General features: G+C 30.8%; 18 protein-coding genes. 16 read left to right on the plus strand and 2 right to left on the minus strand.

All coding sequences use genetic code 11. From position 1 onward, the window contains the following. The first annotated feature begins 39 nt into the window (after positions 1 to 39). The 16 genes from ACJDU8_RS08040 (at position 40) to ACJDU8_RS08115 (ending at position 13,361) form a co-directional block, all read left to right on the plus strand. On the plus strand, positions 40 to 1,497 hold the full coding sequence (locus ACJDU8_RS08040) for a UDP-N-acetylmuramoyl-L-alanyl-D-glutamate--2,6-diaminopimelate ligase (protein ID WP_406791638.1): 1,458 nt from the start codon (positions 40 to 42) through the stop codon (positions 1,495 to 1,497). Between the two features lie 96 nt (positions 1,498 to 1,593). Then, complete coding sequence (locus tag ACJDU8_RS08045) at positions 1,594 to 2,985, plus strand: UDP-N-acetylmuramoyl-tripeptide--D-alanyl-D-alanine ligase (RefSeq protein ID WP_406791639.1); 1,392 nt, start codon at positions 1,594 to 1,596, stop codon at positions 2,983 to 2,985. A gap of 32 nt (positions 2,986 to 3,017) precedes the next feature. After that, positions 3,018 to 3,971, plus strand: coding sequence for a phospho-N-acetylmuramoyl-pentapeptide-transferase (gene mraY / locus ACJDU8_RS08050; protein ID WP_406791640.1), 954 nt, complete (start codon positions 3,018 to 3,020; stop codon positions 3,969 to 3,971). An 85-nt stretch (positions 3,972 to 4,056) separates the two neighbouring features. Further along, complete coding sequence (gene spoVE, locus ACJDU8_RS08055; RefSeq protein ID WP_406791641.1) at positions 4,057 to 5,175, plus strand: stage V sporulation protein E; 1,119 nt, start codon at positions 4,057 to 4,059, stop codon at positions 5,173 to 5,175. 210 nt (positions 5,176 to 5,385) lie between these two features. Next, on the plus strand, positions 5,386 to 6,156 hold the full coding sequence (locus ACJDU8_RS08060; RefSeq protein ID WP_406791642.1) for a cell division protein FtsQ/DivIB: 771 nt from the start codon (positions 5,386 to 5,388) through the stop codon (positions 6,154 to 6,156). 14 nt (positions 6,157 to 6,170) lie between these two features. Continuing rightward, positions 6,171 to 6,887, plus strand: coding sequence for a DUF881 domain-containing protein (locus tag ACJDU8_RS08065; protein ID WP_406791643.1), 717 nt, complete (start codon positions 6,171 to 6,173; stop codon positions 6,885 to 6,887). Positions 6,888 to 6,903: 16 nt separating this feature from the next. Continuing rightward, on the plus strand, positions 6,904 to 7,245 hold the full coding sequence (locus ACJDU8_RS08070; RefSeq protein WP_406791644.1) for a small basic family protein: 342 nt from the start codon (positions 6,904 to 6,906) through the stop codon (positions 7,243 to 7,245). 10 nt (positions 7,246 to 7,255) lie between these two features. Beyond that, positions 7,256 to 7,981, plus strand: a complete 726-nt coding sequence (locus tag ACJDU8_RS08075; RefSeq protein WP_406791645.1) for a DUF881 domain-containing protein — start codon at positions 7,256 to 7,258, stop codon at positions 7,979 to 7,981. Positions 7,982 to 8,185: 204 nt separating this feature from the next. Then, positions 8,186 to 8,854, plus strand: a complete 669-nt coding sequence (locus tag ACJDU8_RS08080; RefSeq protein WP_406791646.1) for a YggS family pyridoxal phosphate-dependent enzyme — start codon at positions 8,186 to 8,188, stop codon at positions 8,852 to 8,854. Positions 8,855 to 8,866: 12 nt separating this feature from the next. Further along, on the plus strand, positions 8,867 to 9,319 hold the full coding sequence (locus tag ACJDU8_RS08085) for a cell division protein SepF (RefSeq protein WP_406791647.1): 453 nt from the start codon (positions 8,867 to 8,869) through the stop codon (positions 9,317 to 9,319). A gap of 32 nt (positions 9,320 to 9,351) precedes the next feature. After that, entirely contained in the window at positions 9,352 to 9,630 is a 279-nt protein-coding gene (locus ACJDU8_RS08090; protein ID WP_406791648.1) for a YggT family protein, read from the plus strand. Between the two features lie 27 nt (positions 9,631 to 9,657). Next, the gene (locus ACJDU8_RS08095; RefSeq protein ID WP_406791649.1) at positions 9,658 to 10,431 is read left to right on the plus strand and encodes a YlmH family RNA-binding protein; all 774 of its coding nucleotides are present in this window, start codon (positions 9,658 to 9,660) and stop codon (positions 10,429 to 10,431) included. Between the two features lie 15 nt (positions 10,432 to 10,446). Further along, a complete protein-coding gene (locus tag ACJDU8_RS08100) occupies positions 10,447 to 11,151 on the plus strand; it encodes a DivIVA domain-containing protein (RefSeq protein ID WP_406791650.1) in 705 nt (234 codons plus the stop codon). 132 nt (positions 11,152 to 11,283) lie between these two features. Beyond that, on the plus strand, positions 11,284 to 11,976 hold the full coding sequence (locus ACJDU8_RS08105; RefSeq protein ID WP_406791651.1) for a 5'-methylthioadenosine/adenosylhomocysteine nucleosidase: 693 nt from the start codon (positions 11,284 to 11,286) through the stop codon (positions 11,974 to 11,976). Between the two features lie 31 nt (positions 11,977 to 12,007). Beyond that, positions 12,008 to 12,463, plus strand: coding sequence for a signal peptidase II (lspA, locus tag ACJDU8_RS08110; protein WP_406791652.1), 456 nt, complete (start codon positions 12,008 to 12,010; stop codon positions 12,461 to 12,463). Further along, positions 12,453 to 13,361 (plus strand): RluA family pseudouridine synthase, encoded by a 909-nt coding sequence (locus ACJDU8_RS08115; RefSeq protein ID WP_406791653.1) that lies wholly within the window; start codon positions 12,453 to 12,455, stop codon positions 13,359 to 13,361. Before lspA ends, ACJDU8_RS08115 begins: the two co-directional genes overlap by 11 nt. Before the next feature lie 87 nt (positions 13,362 to 13,448). On the opposite strand, the gene uraA is transcribed toward ACJDU8_RS08115, so the two are convergent. Together uraA and pyrR are read right to left on the minus strand one after the other, a co-directional pair. Continuing rightward, positions 13,449 to 14,741, minus strand: a complete 1,293-nt coding sequence (gene uraA, locus ACJDU8_RS08120) for a uracil permease (protein ID WP_406791654.1) — start codon at positions 14,739 to 14,741, stop codon at positions 13,449 to 13,451. A 45-nt stretch (positions 14,742 to 14,786) separates the two neighbouring features. Continuing rightward, entirely contained in the window at positions 14,787 to 15,320 is a 534-nt protein-coding gene (pyrR, locus tag ACJDU8_RS08125) for a bifunctional pyr operon transcriptional regulator/uracil phosphoribosyltransferase PyrR (protein ID WP_406791655.1), read from the minus strand. Positions 15,321 to 15,634: the final 314 nt, after the last annotated feature.

The following is a 15,634-nucleotide window of genomic DNA, read 5'->3' on the forward strand; positions in this document are numbered from 1 at the left end:
ATATTTCAGGTATGTCAAAATAATCAGGAGATGATAATTATGAATTTAAAAAATATATTAGGGGGAGTGAAATATAAAATTATCAAGGGAGATGATAATTTAGATATAGAAGAAATTCAATATGATTCAAGGAAAGTTAAAACTGGAGATGTATTTGTTTGTATTTTAGGGTATGTTACTGACGGACATAAATATATAAAAAGTGCCTGTAAAAATGGGGCTAGGGTAATTGTGATAAGTGAAAAACTTGATTATGTTCCTGATTGTACTGTAATAGAAGTAGAAGATACCAGAAAAGCACTGGCACTTATGGCATCAAATTATTATAACAATCCTGCTGAAAATATGAAAGTAATAGGTATAACAGGTACTAACGGAAAAACCACATCTACGTTTATGCTAAAGTCTATATTGGAAGCTGCAGGTTATAAGGTAGGACTTGTGGGTACTATAGCAAATTATATAGGAAATAAAAAGGTACCTTCTCATAGAACTACACCAGAATCTTTAGAACTTCAAAAGTTATTTAGAGAAATGGTAGATGAAGGCGCAGATTATTGTGTCATGGAGGTATCTTCCCATTCATTATATTTAGATAGGGTATACGGGGTGAAGTTTTCCCAGGCCATATTTACCAATTTGACGCAGGATCACTTGGACTTTCATAAGACCTTTGAAGAATACTATAAGGCTAAAATTATACTTTTTAAAAACACTTTTAATTCTGTAGTAAATATAGAAGACAAATACGGAGAAAAGGTATATAAAGATGCCTGTGGTACAAAATTAACCTATGCCATAGATAAAGAAGCAGATATAAAAGCAGATAATTTAAAAATTCATTCAAGAGGAGTGGATTTTAATATATCATATAGGGGAAAAACGGGGCATATAAATTTAAATATACCAGGAAAATATAATGTAATGAATGCTCTGGGAAGTGCAGGAGCTTGTCTGGCTGAAGGAATAGATTTAGATACTGTAAAAAAAGGATTAGAGGCCATATTATCCGTTCCAGGGAGATGTGAAATAGTGACCAAATCATATAACCTAGGATATGAAGTTGTAGTAGATTATGCCCATACTCCAGATGGACTTGAAAATATATTAAAGTCTGCCAGAGAATTTACAAAAGGAAAACTTATTACTGTATTTGGCTGCGGTGGAGATAGAGACAGCACTAAAAGGCCTATAATGGGAAGGATAGGTACAGAATTATCAGATTTTGCAGTAATAACTTCAGATAATCCTAGAGGAGAGGAACCTATGGCTATAATAAAAAATATACTGGAAGGCATTGAAAAAAGTAATTATAGTGTAATTGAAAATAGAAGAGAGGCCATAAAAAAGGCTATGGAAATGGCTAGTGTGGGAGACGTGGTAGTTATTGCAGGAAAAGGCCATGAAGATTATCAAGTTTTAAAGGACAAAACTATACATTTTGACGAAAGGGAAATAGTAGCAGAGATTATTGGAGAATTGACAATGGAGAGCTGATAATTGACAATTGATAATGCACAATTCACAATTGATAGTTAATAATTGTAAATTGTAAACTGTGAATTGTGCATTAGAAAAGGGGAGGATATTGTTTTGGAGTATATGAGTTTTGACAGTATAGTAAATGCCGTATCAGGTAAGATAATATTAAAGGGAAAATATGACGGTTACAAAAATATAAGTACAGATAGCAGGAAATTACAACAAGGAGATATATTTATTGCCCTTAAAGGAGAAAAGTTTAATGGAAATGAATATGTAAATACAGCCAGTAAAAAAGGTGCCTCTATATGTATTGTAGATGAAGTTAGATTTATTAAAGAGGAAATAAATGAGTTTACTACTATAGTTTTGGTAGAAGACGGAAATATAGCATTACTTAAACTAGCAGAATTTTATAAGAGCAAACTTAATGTGAAGGTAATAGCTATTACAGGTTCTGTAGGTAAAACCACTACTAAGGATATAATTGCATCTGTAATTGGTGCTAAATTCAAAGTATTTAAGACAGAAGGAAATTTTAATAATCAAATAGGACTGCCTCATATGTTATTTAAGTTAGATAACAGCTATGAAGTGGCAGTACTTGAAATGGGCATGAACCGCAGAGGTGAAATACATAATATGGCTAAGGCCGCAAGACCAGATATAGCTGTAATAACTAATGTATTAAGGGCACATATAGGAATTTTAGGCAGTAGAAAGAATATATTAGAGGCAAAACTTGAAATAACAGATTTTTTCTCAAGTGATAATATTTTAATTGTGAATTCAGATAATGATTTATTGAGTACTTTAAAGGAAGAAAAATTTATTTTAAATAGAGTAGGACTAGAAGGAAATACAGATATTTCAGCTTATGATATAGTGATAGAAGAAGAGTCAGTTGAATTTAAAGTATGTGAAAATAATTTTAAAACAGGTGAAAAATTTGTAATAAATCTACCTGGAAAATATAATATAGTGAATTCTCTCTTAGCTATTGCATGCGGAAGAGTTTTAAATATGGATTATGATGAAATAAGAAAAGGAATTGAAAATATAGAACTTACTTCTATGAGAATGGAAATACTTAGGGGAAAAAATTTTACCATAATAAACGACTGTTATAATGCAAATCCAGAATCTATGAAAGCTGCACTTGATGTTCTAAAAGATTTTAAATCCAGTAGAAAAATAGCTGTGATTGGTACTATGGGAGAGTTAGGTGATGAAGCTTATAAAATGCACGAAGAAGTTGGCAGATACGCAGGAGAAAAAGATATAGATCTTTTAATAGGCTTTGGAGAATATGAAAAAGATTTTAGAAGAGGATTTCAATCAACTAATAAAAAAGGAAAATTTATGAGTTTTAATAAATATGAAGATCTCATAGATTTTATTTCGAAGAATATTACAGCAGGAGATACTATACTTGTAAAAGCTTCTAGACTTATGAAGTTTGAAATTATAACAGAATCACTAAAGAAAAGCAGCAGTTATTAGGAGGTGAAGACCCTTTTTATTTAGGGTATTATATGTATAAACTTATCTATTCTGTATTAATAGCATTTTTTATATCTATTTTAGAGGGACCTATTTTAATTCCACTTCTACATAAGTTTAAATTTGGTCAGAGTATAAGGGAAGACGGTCCAAGAACTCATCTTAAAAAAGCAGGTACTCCAACTATGGGGGGAATAATATTTATATTGGCGGCTTTTATAACCATGGCAATAATAGTAAGAAAACCCTCTGATGAGGCTATGATTGCATTATATGCTTTTATAGGTTTTGGAACAATTGGAGCCATTGATGATGTTTTAAAAATAGTAAGAAGAAAAAATTTAGGACTTAGAGCTTATCAAAAAATGTTATTGTTATTAATTATATCTGGAATATTTGCATGGTATTCTGCCAATAATTCAGATATAGGAACTTCTGTAATAATTCCATTTAGACATGATACTTTGGAGCTAGGGATATTTTATATTCCATTTATAATAGTATATTTTGCAGCTACTACAAATGCAGTAAATTTAACAGATGGACTTGATGGGCTGGCAACATCTGTTACATTACTAGTAATGACTTTTCTGGCTTTAGTAAGTTTTGCTATGGGACATATTACTTTATCTATTTTTTGTGCTGTTTTAGCAGGGGCACTTTTAGGATTTTTAAGGTATAATGCTTTTCCGGCACAAGTCTTCATGGGAGATACAGGTTCTCTGGCACTTGGAGGCGCTGTAGGTGCAGTAGCTATGATACTAAAGCTTCCACTACTGGTTATAATAATTGGAGGAATATATGTAGTAGAGGCATTATCTGTTATATTACAGGTAGTTTCTTTTAAACTTACAGGTAAAAGAATATTTAAAATGGCTCCTATACATCACCATTTTGAACTTTCAGGTTGGCATGAGACTAAAGTAGTTTCTATATTTTGTATAGTTACAGTAATATTATGTCTTTTGGGATTTCTGTCCTTATAAATTTGAAATATGATATAAAGTTTAATATATAAGACTTTTACATATTTTTGTGGACCCTGTACAGTAATAATTTAGGAGGATTTTTATGAAAATTGATAAATCAAATGCTAAAATGGGTTCTATAGACTTTGCGTTGTTTTCAACCATAATGCTATTAACAGCTATTGGAGTAGTGATGGTTTATAGTGCAAGTTCTTACAAGGCATTTTTTGATAAAAGTACAAGAGATAGTATGTTTTTTCTAAAAAAACAAGGGCTGTGGGCAATAATAGGAACATTCCTTATGTTTTTCACAATTAAAATTAATTATATAAAATTAAAAAAATATACAAAATTGCTTATGATACTGTCTGTGATATTTTTGCTTTTGGTATTTGCTTTTGAATCTGTAAATGGTGCTCAAAGATGGATAAAGGTAGGCTCAGTTGGTTTTCAACCTTCAGAATTGGCTAAATATATTGTGGTCTTATATATGGCCAGGAGTATAGAAGTTAAAGGCGGAAGAAAAATAGAAACACTGGCTTATGGAGTGATTCCCTATCTTTTAGTTTCAGCATTTTATGCAGGACTTGTGTTTGCAGAAAAAAATTTAAGTATAGCAGCTGTAATAATGATAGTTACCCTTATAATTCTATATGTTTCAGGAGCTAGAATTGTTCACATGGCTGGAGTTGTTGGACTGGTGGGACTTGGAGGAATAGGCGGTATAATATTTGAGCCTTATAGAATGGCCAGATTTACCAGCTTCTTAAATCCTTGGGCGGATCCCAAAGGAAGCGGATATCAATTAATACAATCTCTGTTAGCTTTGGGATCTGGAGGCATATGGGGAATGGGCCTTGGGAGATCAAGACAAAAATGTTATTACATACCAGAACCTCATACTGACTTTATATTTTCTATTATAGGTGAAGAACTTGGACTTATAGGTTGTACAATTATTGTGGCTTTATTTATTGTACTTGTATGGAGGGGTATTGTAGTTGCAATAAAAGCCAAAGATACCTATGGAACTTTATTAGCTACTGGAATAACTTCAGTTATTGCAGTGCAGGCTATAATAAATATTGCAGTTGTAACAGGGGCTATGCCGGTAACAGGTGTACCATTACCATTTATAAGTTATGGTGGATCTTCGCTTGTAATCAATATGGTAGCAATGGGAATACTTTTGAATATATCACGGCAAGGTAGATACGGTTAGAAATATAAGCATTACAAAACTTGTAATGCTTATATTTGTATAATGTATACAATAGATCATATTTATGTTATATAATTAATATTTTTGTAATAAAAAATATATAAAAAATTAATTGATATTTTTAATGAAATTAATTTTATTAAGTGTTAATATGTATATGTATTTTAAGTTTATTATTTTATTTATGATAATAAAGTGAGTTGGTAGGGTATGGTAAAGGGTTCGGGAAAGATAGATAATGAGTTGATTTTAAAAAGACGAAAAAAAATAAGAATAAAAAAGGCATGTATAGGCATGGTGTTTCTTATATCATTGTTTTTTATACTTTGTTTTAAACTACCATACTTTAATATACACCATATTAAAGTATATGGTAATAAAAGTATTTCAAGTAGTGAAATTATTGATGATTCTAAAATATGTGAGGGAAATAATATATTTTATATTGACTTAGGTGAGGCAGATAACAATATATTAAGTAATCCTTATATAGGAGATGTTACAATAAGTAGGACACTTCCGGATATCATAAACATAAATATTAAAGAAAGATCCTCTATATTTTATTGTGAAAGCGGTAAAACATATTTTGTTATAGATAAATCAGGTATTTTACTTGAAGAAAGAAATGACATAAATAACATGCATTTAGTGAAATTAGAAGGCATGGATTACAATAAAAAAGACATAGGTAAAACTGTTGAAAATAAAGATCAAAGGAAAATCAAAGCCATAACTGCTTTAGGAAGTATGGTTGAGAATAATAATTTGCCTTTTACGGTAACTAATTTAAATGTAAGTGATCCTATAGATATTAAAGTTTATTTTAATAATATGTGTGTAAAATTGGGAAGTGTAGATGATATAAATAAAAAAATTAATAGAGCAGTAAATATATTATTAAATGCAAATTTAAGTAGCGCTAAAGGATATATAGATGTAAGATTTGATAGCAATCCTGTATTTTTTATTGAAAATTAGGAGGAAGAAATAAAATGCGCAAATTAACCTCGCAAATTAGTGTGGCTCTGGTGTGTGGTATACTTGGATTTATGCTTGCTTACCAATTTAAAGTACTTATGAAACAGGAAAATACCTTTAATTTAAATAGTGAGAATAGTGCAGATATTACAGTAGAAATAGAGCAGTATAAAAAAGAAAAGGCTACTTTAGAGACAAAAGTAACTGAACTTGAGAATAAAATAAAGAATTATGAAGATTCTATGGCAAGTAAAAGTGATTCTACAAAAAATCTTTTGGCAGAGATAGAAAATAATAGAATACTTACAGGAGAAGTAGATGTAAAAGGAGAAGGTATAATAATATATCTTACACCGGATAGTAAGCTTTTTGGAAATAATAGTATTGGAGATCATATAACTGATAAGGATTTAGTTTATTTAGTAAATGAACTTAGATTTGCAGGAGCTGAAGCTATATCTATAAATGATATAAGGATTGTTCTGAGGACAGGCATAAGAACTGCAGGCAATTATATACTTATAAATGATGAAAAAATATCTCCTTCCAGTAGAATAGTAATAAAGGCCATAGGAGATAAAAACCTGCTTTATAGTGCTATGAGTTTTCCAGAGGTATTTACAGATTTCAAAACTATATGTGAGGTTAAGTTTGAAAAGTCAGATAGTATAAGTATAAAGAAATATAATGGAACATACAAATTTGAGTATGCAAAACCTGTAAAAGAATAGTAGGGTGTGATAAAAAATGATAGGTTTTATTGGTCTTATATTGGGAATAATTATAGGTATAATTTGGAATGTAAATATTCCAGATAAATTTTCCCCTTATATGTCTGTAGCAATTTTAGCTTGTTTAGATTCAGTGTTTGGTGCCCTAAGAGCTAATTTATCAAAAAAATTTCGAGTAGATATTTTTATATCTGGTTTTTTTGGCAATGCAGTACTGGCAGCAGCACTTGCTTATTTAGGAGATAAGCTAGGAGTACCTATATATCTGGCAGCAGTTATAGTTTTTGGTGGTAGAATATTTGATAATTTTGCAATTATAAGAAGGCTGTTGCTGGAAAAAACTAAGTTACATCAATGAGGTGAAGTAAATGAAAGCCACCGAAGCAAATATTTTTGTTTTTATAGCTTCTATAATTATAGGTGTACTTATATCTATGAATATTAGCCTTTACAAGGAAAAAACTACAAAGACAGTATTTTTAAGTGCAAAAGAATATCAGGATGCATATACTTATAAAAATCAGCTTTACAATGAAATATTGGCATTAGCAGGGCAGTATAATGATAATTACAATAAACTTAAAAAATATATGGATAGTGAACAAGATGAAACACAGGTTGTAGCTACTATGAATGAAGAACTAAATGAAAATAATATATTACTTGGGAAGGTAGCTCTGGAGGGGCAGGGAATAAGCATATATTTAGATGATGCTGCAATGGAAAGTGGACTGGATGTATTTGAATATCAAATGGGACTTGTTCATAATACTGATATTATACAGGTGATAAATGATTTAAAAAATGCAGGAGCAGAAGCAATTTCTATAAATGGTCATAGAATAGTGGATAGTTCCGAAGTATATTGTAGTGGACCTTTTCTAAGGGTAAATGGAGTGAAAATTGCATCACCTTTTTTAATTGATGCCATAGGAAATAAAGATGTACTGTATGATTATATGATATCAAATGAAAATTATTTAAAGATAATGATGACTAGGAGAATAATAGTAAATGTGCAGAAGTCAGATAATATAAAAATACCAGCTTATAATGGAGAGTATAAAATACACTTTATGAAGGAAAAAGATTAAATATTTTTATGCTTTCTACTATGCTTTCTACAATTTATACATTAATTCATGTAAGTTTAATAGAAATTAATAAAAAAAAAATAATTTTTGAAGGAATTTTAATGTCTTGTGAAGAATAAATAACTTGTGGAAAATAAATAATTTATGAGGCATTTGTAATGTGTATCGTGTAACTGTACTTAAAGATATAAGGAGACGGTATTATTGTCAATCAAGGAAAACTTAGGTAAAATCAAGGGAGATTTAAATGGAAGCAGTGCTGTTTTAGTGGCAGTTTCGAAAACAAAACCCATTGAAGATATACAAAAAGCCTATGATTTGGGTATTAGGGATTTTGGAGAAAATAAAGTCCAAGAATTTATAAGTAAAGAGCAAAATCTTCCTAAAGATATAAGATGGCATTTGATAGGTCATTTGCAGAGAAATAAAGTGAAATATATAGTAGGTAAGGTATATCTTATACATTCTTTAGATAGTGTAAAGCTTCTTCAGGAATTAGAAAAACACTATAAATCTGAAGACCTGATTGCAAATGTGTTACTTCAAATAAATATAGGACGTGAAGCAAGTAAGACAGGTGTAGCTTTAGAAAATTTGCAGGATTTAATACAGGCCTGTGAAAAGTGTACGAATATTAAAGTAAAAGGCCTTATGTCTGTAATTCCTATAGGTGATGAGGAGAGTTGTAGATATTATTTTCAACAAATGAAGTGTATTTTTGAAGATTTAAAAAACGGACAATTTAATAATATAAGCATGGAGATACTATCTATGGGTATGACTCATGATTATAAAATGGCTGTGGAAGAAGGTTCAACCCTCATAAGAATTGGAGAAGGTATATTTGGAAAGAGAAATTATAATAATAAGTAGGAGGTACTTTTTATGGCTGGTAAAATGATAAACAAAATGATGGGATTTTTAGGACTTGAAGATGATTTAGAAGAAGATATAGAAGAAGTTGAAGAGGAAAAGGATAGAAAAAGTGATTTCCCGGAAGTAGAAACTATTATGAATTCTAAAAGACAAAATAAAGTTGTGAGTATACATACTACAATATCAGCTAAAGTCAGGATAGTTAAGCCAACTACCTATGAAGAGGCAGCGGATATATGCGACGAACTTAAGAATAGAAAGATTATAGTTATAAATACTACAGGATTAGAGAATAGAATAGCCCAGAGACTTTTGGACTTTATGGGTGGTGCAAGTTATGCATTAGGTGGGGATTTAGAAGAGATAGAAAAAGGAGTATATATACTTTCCCCAGCTAGCGTGGAGGTTAGCAGTGATTTAAAAAATGAACTGTCTGGGAAAAAGATATTTGGTTGGAAATAATCATATTATAAATAAAATAATTGGAGGGAAAAATGATAAGCAATACTTTAGCCGTTGCAATATCTCTTTTATTTAGATTCCTTGAAGGTGCTATTATATTAGATGTAATTTTATCATGGATTATGCCGGGGAGAGGCAATGCTTTTGTAGAACTTTTGCATGTGTTTACAGAACCTCTTATGAGGCCAGGGAGAAAGCTTCAAGAAAAAATTATGCCTGGACTTATGATAGATTTTTCACCTATAATAGCATTTTTTATTATAGATATAATAAGAGGAATTGTATTTACAGTAATTGAAATGTTTATGTAAAAATCTATGGAATTTTAAAGGAGAGTTATGGACAAAAAGACTTTTATAAGTAGATTTTACTCCTGTAATGGAAGTGAAATATTACCTATATATGACAAAATAGTTTTAGCAGAGAAAACTCACAAGAGTATATGTACTTCAGAATTTTATCCTCCAAGCATATGGAAAACATTAGAAAACCTTAAGGAACAAATTGGCTTGAATGTATGCAGCTATGGCGTGTTTGAAGATGCGGAAAGAAAGCTTGTAATGTTTTCAGAAAATGAAGTAGGATGTTATCCTATAAGACTTATGAAGATACAATGTAATTCAAAATTTGTTAAGTTGCAACATAGAGATTATCTAGGATCGCTTATGGCTTTAGGACTTAGAAGAGGAAAATTTGGAGATTTGATAGTAAAACAAGAGGATGGATGTTATATAGCTATTTGTGAAGATATAAGTGATTATGTAGTAATGAATTTAAAGAATATAGGAAAATACAGCTGTGATATAAGCTTTTTGGATATTACTAGAGAAGAAATTCCTGCATACAATTTTGAAACTTTTGTTATAAATAGTTCATCACTCAGGATTGACTGTTTAATCAGTTCTCTATGTAATATATCTAGGAGTAAATCAGAGGAATTGCTGAGACAAGGTAAGGCGCTTTTAGACTATTTACCCGTAACTAGAAAAGATAAAATTGTAAATGATGGATGTGTAATAACCTTAAGGGGCTATGGAAAGTTTAAAATTATAGAAAGATTAGGTTATACCAGAAGAGGTGGATGTAAACTTAATATAAAAAAATTTAGTTGATTTGAGGTGCTTAGAATGTTGATAACTGCTGCAGAAATAACAAATAAAGAATTTAAGAAGGGATTTAGAGGCTATAGTATAGATGAAGTGGACGAATTTTTAGATAAAATAGCAGAATCCTATGAATCTATATGTAAAGAAAATTCTCTTTTAAAAGAAAAGCTTCAAATGACGGAGGATAAGGTAAACCATTATAATAAAATGGAAGATACTATAAAAGGAACGCTTTTATTAGCTCAGAATGCTTCTGAGCAGGTTAAAGAAAATGCAAAGCGGGAAAGTGAATGTATATTAAAGAATGCTAATGATACTGCCCAGAAGGTAATAGATAAGGCTCACAGCGATGTAATTCAAATTAATGATGAATTTGAGGCAGTGAAGCAGGAATTTAGTAAATTTAGAACTAAGTTTAGAAGTTTTGTAAAAACTCAACTGGAAATGTTTGATGATATGGAAAAAGACTTTATAAAGAACTATGATATAGGCTATGAGTTAAATGAGATTCCAGAGAAGAATGTTCAGATAAGGAGTATAGAAAAAGTAGAACCAAAAGATATTGAAGTTTCTCAACCTTTGATAGAGGAAAGTAATTTAGAAGAAGGATATAGAGGTAGTATACATAGAGGTGGGTACAACAAGCAAATAAAAGATATTGAAGATGAAATTTTTACAGGAGAAGATGAACTAGAAGAAATTAAGAATTTTTTTGTTAAAGGATAAAAAAAAGGCCACTCTGAAATTAGAGTGACTTTTTTTGTATAAAACTATAGATTGTTAGTGGAAAAGTTGACAATTCATAGTAATTTATATATTCTATTTAATATGATTAGAAAGCGGAGGAGTGTATTTGTTATGGTTATTGGAATTATTGGAGCTATGGATGAAGAAGTAGAAGTAATATTAGGTGAACTAAAACTTCATAAAACTCATGTAAAAGCCAATATGGAATTTAATTTAGGAAAACTTTATGATAAAAGAATAGTAGTGGTGAGAAGTGGCATAGGAAAAGTAAATGCGGCAGTATGCACTCAAATACTCATAGATGATTTTAATGTAGATAATATAATAAATGTAGGCATCGCAGGGGGAGTAGCAGATAATATATATCCTGGAGATATAGTTATAGCAGATAGCCTAGTACAGCATGATATTAACGCTGCAGCCTTTGGATATAAAATAGGACAAATACCTAGATTAGATACATATGATTTTAAATGTGATAAAAAGCTTATAGAAAAGGTTAAAAATGCATGCTTAAAAATGGAAAATAAAAATAGCTTTGTGGGAAGAATAGTTACAGGAGATGAATTTGTATCAAGTACAGAAAAGGTAAAATATTTATATGAAGAATTCAATGCACTTGCTTGTGAGATGGAAGGTGGAAGTATTGCCCAGGTGGCGTATTTAAATAATATACCTTTTGTTGTAATAAGATCTATATCGGATAATGCAAACAATGGGGCTAGTATGGAGTATGAAAAATTTGCACCTATTGCTATTGAAAATTCTACAGAAATACTAAAAAATGTAATCAAAAGTTTGTAGTGAATTTGAATTACAATGCTGGAGGGAATTGATGGAAATAACTATAATATTGTTAGGGCTTGCAATAGATAGAATCACTAAAATATGGATTATTCAAACTTTACCTGAGAATTCTCAGATAGATGTAGTAAAGGATATAATGTCATTTTTTTATTTAAAGAATAAAGGGGCTGCTTTTGGAATTTTCCAAAATAAAGTATATTTTCTTACTATTATCACAATAGTCGTTATTGTAGGTATGATATATTATATTTTTAAATTTAAGCCTGAATCAAAAATAATTAAAATAAGTTTTTCACTTATAATAAGTGGAGCTCTGGGTAATTTAATAGATAGAATTGCATATAAATATGTAATTGATTTTATAGCTATTCATTTTAAGAATATTTACTATTTTCCTATATTTAATATAGCTGATGTTTTAGTAGTAACAGGTACAATAGTACTTGCATTTTGTTTGTTAAGGGAAGAAAGATATGAAAGTTGAAAATTTTTTAGTAGACAGCAAAGAGGAAAATATGCGGCTGGATTTATATATATGCAGATATCTTCAGGATAAATCTAGATCTTATGTTCAAAATTTAATAGAAGATAAGTTAGTAGAAGTAAATAAAGAAGTGAAAAAATGTAATTATAAAACTAGAATAGGGGATAGTATTAATGTTACTTTACCTGATCCTGTAGACTTACATGTGAAAGCAGAAAATATAGAACTTGATGTGCTCTATGAAGATAATGATATTATTGTGGTAAATAAATCTCAGGGAATGATAGTACATCCGGCTGCAGGAATATATACAGGCACTTTGGTAAATGCACTTTTAAATCACTGTAAAGACTTATCAGGTATAAATGGAATTGTAAGACCAGGTATAGTACATAGAATAGATAAAGATACTTCTGGAATACTTGTTATTGCAAAAAATGACAATGCCCACAATAAATTATCAGAGCAGCTAAAAGACCATTCTATGACTAGAGAGTATATAGCTTTAGTAGAAGGGAGCATAAAAGAAGAGAAGGGAACTTTGAGCAAACCTATTGGAAGACATAAAAAAGATAAAATAAAAATGGCAGTTGTAGAAGATGGGAAAAAGGCCACTACCCATTATGAAGTAATTGAAAGATTTAAAAATTATACTTTAATTAAATGTATACTTGAGACAGGAAGAACCCATCAGATAAGGGTACATATGTGCTACTTAGGGCACCCTGTTGTGGGAGATCCGGTGTACGGTTATAAAAAGCAGAAATTTAACTTAAAAGGCCAGCTGCTTCATGCCCAAAAATTAGGTTTTATACACCCTACTACAGGTAAATATATGGAATTTCAAGTAGAAATACCGGAGTATTTTAAGAGAATAATAGATATTTTAGAGAGTTAATAGTGAAAAGTTAAAGAACAAATAGTGAAGATTTTCGGTATGTACCGAAAATCTACCAAATTTGAACTTTATACTTTAATTATGTTTTTATTTTGAGTTTTTTAATTCCGTAGCACTTTGTTCAGGTAGTATTAAATTTAATATTATTCCTATAATAGTTGCAAGTGCAACTCCCGATATTTGTACTGGTGAACCTGCTACACTAAAGTTTAAAGAAGCTCCTCCTATACCTATTACAATTATAACAGAGGCTAATATAAGATTTCTATTCTTGCTAAAGTCTATTTTTTCTTCTACGAATATTCTAAATCCAGAAGAAGCTATTATGCCGAAAAGCAGTATACTTACCCCACCTATTACAGGCATAGGCATATTTTGAATTAAAGTGGCTACAGGTCCTATGAAAGAAAGAATTATAGCTATTACGGCAGCACCGCCTATAACCCATACACTATATACTTTAGTTATAGCCATAACTCCTATGTTTTCTCCATAAGTTGTATTAGGGGGTCCGCCGGTAAAACCTGCAAACATGGTGGCTACGCCGTCTCCGAGTATGGATCTGTGAAGACCTGGATTTTTTGTAAAATCCCTTCCCACTACATTGTTTGTTACATAGACATGTCCTACGTGTTCTGCCAGGGTTACAAAGGAAATAGGAGCCATAAGTATCATGGCATTTATATTAAATTTAGGAAACATAAAAGGCGGCATTTTAAAGAAGCTGCTTGTCATTATTGAGTCTATGGCATGTCTTGGTACGACACCTAAGACTAAGGAAGATATATATCCTACCACCATAGCTATCAATATAGGAATTACTCCAAAGAAACCTTTAAAATACATACTTCCAATTACACCTATAGCTAGTGTAACTACTGAAACTGTCATCCATGCCCATCTTGGTACACTCTGCATTTGATCATTTACAAATGAAGGGTTGAAGCCAGCCCAATTTATAGCTGTGCTTGCAAGACCTAATCCTATAACTATAACTATAGATCCTACAACTATAGGGGGAAGAGCTCTATTGAGCCAGTTTATTCCACAAAATTTTATTATGATTGCTACAATTATATAAACAAATCCTGCAGCTATTACACCAGAAAGCATGGCTTCCGGGCCGTAATTTTTTGACGCTATAAGTATAGGAGTTATGAAGGCAAAAGAAGAACCTATATATGCAGGAAGTTTAGCCTTAGTACAGAGTATATATAGAAGGGTTCCCACACCACTGCAAAATAATGCAATAGATGGACTCATGCCCGTAAGGATTGGCACCAGTATAGTAGCTCCTACCATGGCAAATAAATGCTGGAAACTTAATGGTATGGTAGTACCTATAGGCAACCTTTCTTCTACATCTACATAATTTTTCATTTATAACACTCTCCCTTTTAGTCTCTCGGGACTATCTTAAAAGTTTTACATTTCATATATTTTTACTGAATTACATTTATCCACTTCTGAAATTTCTACAGATACTATTTCATCTCTAGATGTAGGAATGTTTTTACCTACATAGTCAGCTCTTATTGGAAGTTCCCTGTGACCTCTATCAATTAATACAGCCAGTTGTATTAGTTTTGGTCTTCCAGAATGTATGACTGCATCTATTGCAGCTCTTGCTGTTCTACCAGTATAAATCACATCATCTACTAATATAACTTTTTTATCTTTTACATCTAATAGGTTGGGTTTTCTTATAATAGGTTGTTCACATAAGCTGCTTAAGTCATCACGGTAAAGACTTATATCTACACTCTCTACTTTTAATTTAAGTTTTTCAATTTTATAAATATTTTCAGATATTCTCTTTGCTAGGGGATATCCCCTTCTTTTTATACCTATAAGTACTATATCTTCTGCACCTTTATTTTTTTCTATTATTTCATGGGATATTCTAGTTAAAGTTCTGTTTATAGCTTTTTCATCTAGGATAAGTGCTTTTAATTTCAATAATTTCACCTCCTTTTGATTAAGTCCATCCTGTTTTCACCTAAATAAAAAAACCCTTCTCCAAGCGAGAGGGCATAAAATTACCTACTATCTATAGTTGCCTTATTGATCTCACGGGATCATCTTAAAGGATATTAAATTTCTCATTAATTATAAGATAGTTTATAGGGTATTGCAAGCCTTTTCATAAAACTCTATAGCCAGCCATATTTTAAAGAGATTACAAGTTTGTTTTACCCGAACGCTACCATTGCTAATACTCCCATCGCACTCTGTGAAAGCGATTCACACAAAATTAAAAATTTTGGTTCTCT

Origin of the sequence: Candidatus Clostridium eludens (assembly GCF_045310515.1) — a bacterium.
Classification (GTDB): domain Bacteria; phylum Bacillota; class Clostridia; order Clostridiales; family Clostridiaceae; genus Clostridium_B; species Clostridium_B eludens.

Excerpts from the sequence above, each read along its gene's own strand:
- ACJDU8_RS08040 (WP_406791638.1), top strand. The coding sequence starts at position 40 with ATGAATTTAAAAAATATATTAGGGGGAGTGAAATATAAAATTATCAAG.
- mraY (WP_406791640.1), top strand. The coding sequence starts at position 3,018 with ATGTATAAACTTATCTATTCTGTATTAATAGCATTTTTTATATCTATT.
- spoVE (WP_406791641.1), top strand. The coding sequence starts at position 4,057 with ATGAAAATTGATAAATCAAATGCTAAAATGGGTTCTATAGACTTTGCG.
- ACJDU8_RS08060 (WP_406791642.1), top strand. The coding sequence starts at position 5,386 with ATGGTAAAGGGTTCGGGAAAGATAGATAATGAGTTGATTTTAAAAAGA.
- ACJDU8_RS08065 (WP_406791643.1), top strand. The coding sequence starts at position 6,171 with ATGCGCAAATTAACCTCGCAAATTAGTGTGGCTCTGGTGTGTGGTATA.
- ACJDU8_RS08070 (WP_406791644.1), top strand. The coding sequence starts at position 6,904 with ATGATAGGTTTTATTGGTCTTATATTGGGAATAATTATAGGTATAATT.
- ACJDU8_RS08075 (WP_406791645.1), top strand. The coding sequence starts at position 7,256 with ATGAAAGCCACCGAAGCAAATATTTTTGTTTTTATAGCTTCTATAATT.
- ACJDU8_RS08085 (WP_406791647.1), top strand. The coding sequence starts at position 8,867 with ATGGCTGGTAAAATGATAAACAAAATGATGGGATTTTTAGGACTTGAA.
- ACJDU8_RS08090 (WP_406791648.1), top strand. The coding sequence starts at position 9,352 with ATGATAAGCAATACTTTAGCCGTTGCAATATCTCTTTTATTTAGATTC.
- ACJDU8_RS08095 (WP_406791649.1), top strand. The coding sequence starts at position 9,658 with ATGGACAAAAAGACTTTTATAAGTAGATTTTACTCCTGTAATGGAAGT.
- ACJDU8_RS08100 (WP_406791650.1), top strand. The coding sequence starts at position 10,447 with ATGTTGATAACTGCTGCAGAAATAACAAATAAAGAATTTAAGAAGGGA.
- ACJDU8_RS08105 (WP_406791651.1), top strand. The coding sequence starts at position 11,284 with ATGGTTATTGGAATTATTGGAGCTATGGATGAAGAAGTAGAAGTAATA.
- lspA (WP_406791652.1), top strand. The coding sequence starts at position 12,008 with ATGGAAATAACTATAATATTGTTAGGGCTTGCAATAGATAGAATCACT.
- ACJDU8_RS08115 (WP_406791653.1), top strand. The coding sequence starts at position 12,453 with ATGAAAGTTGAAAATTTTTTAGTAGACAGCAAAGAGGAAAATATGCGG.
- uraA (WP_406791654.1), bottom strand. The coding sequence starts at position 14,741 with ATGAAAAATTATGTAGATGTAGAAGAAAGGTTGCCTATAGGTACTACC.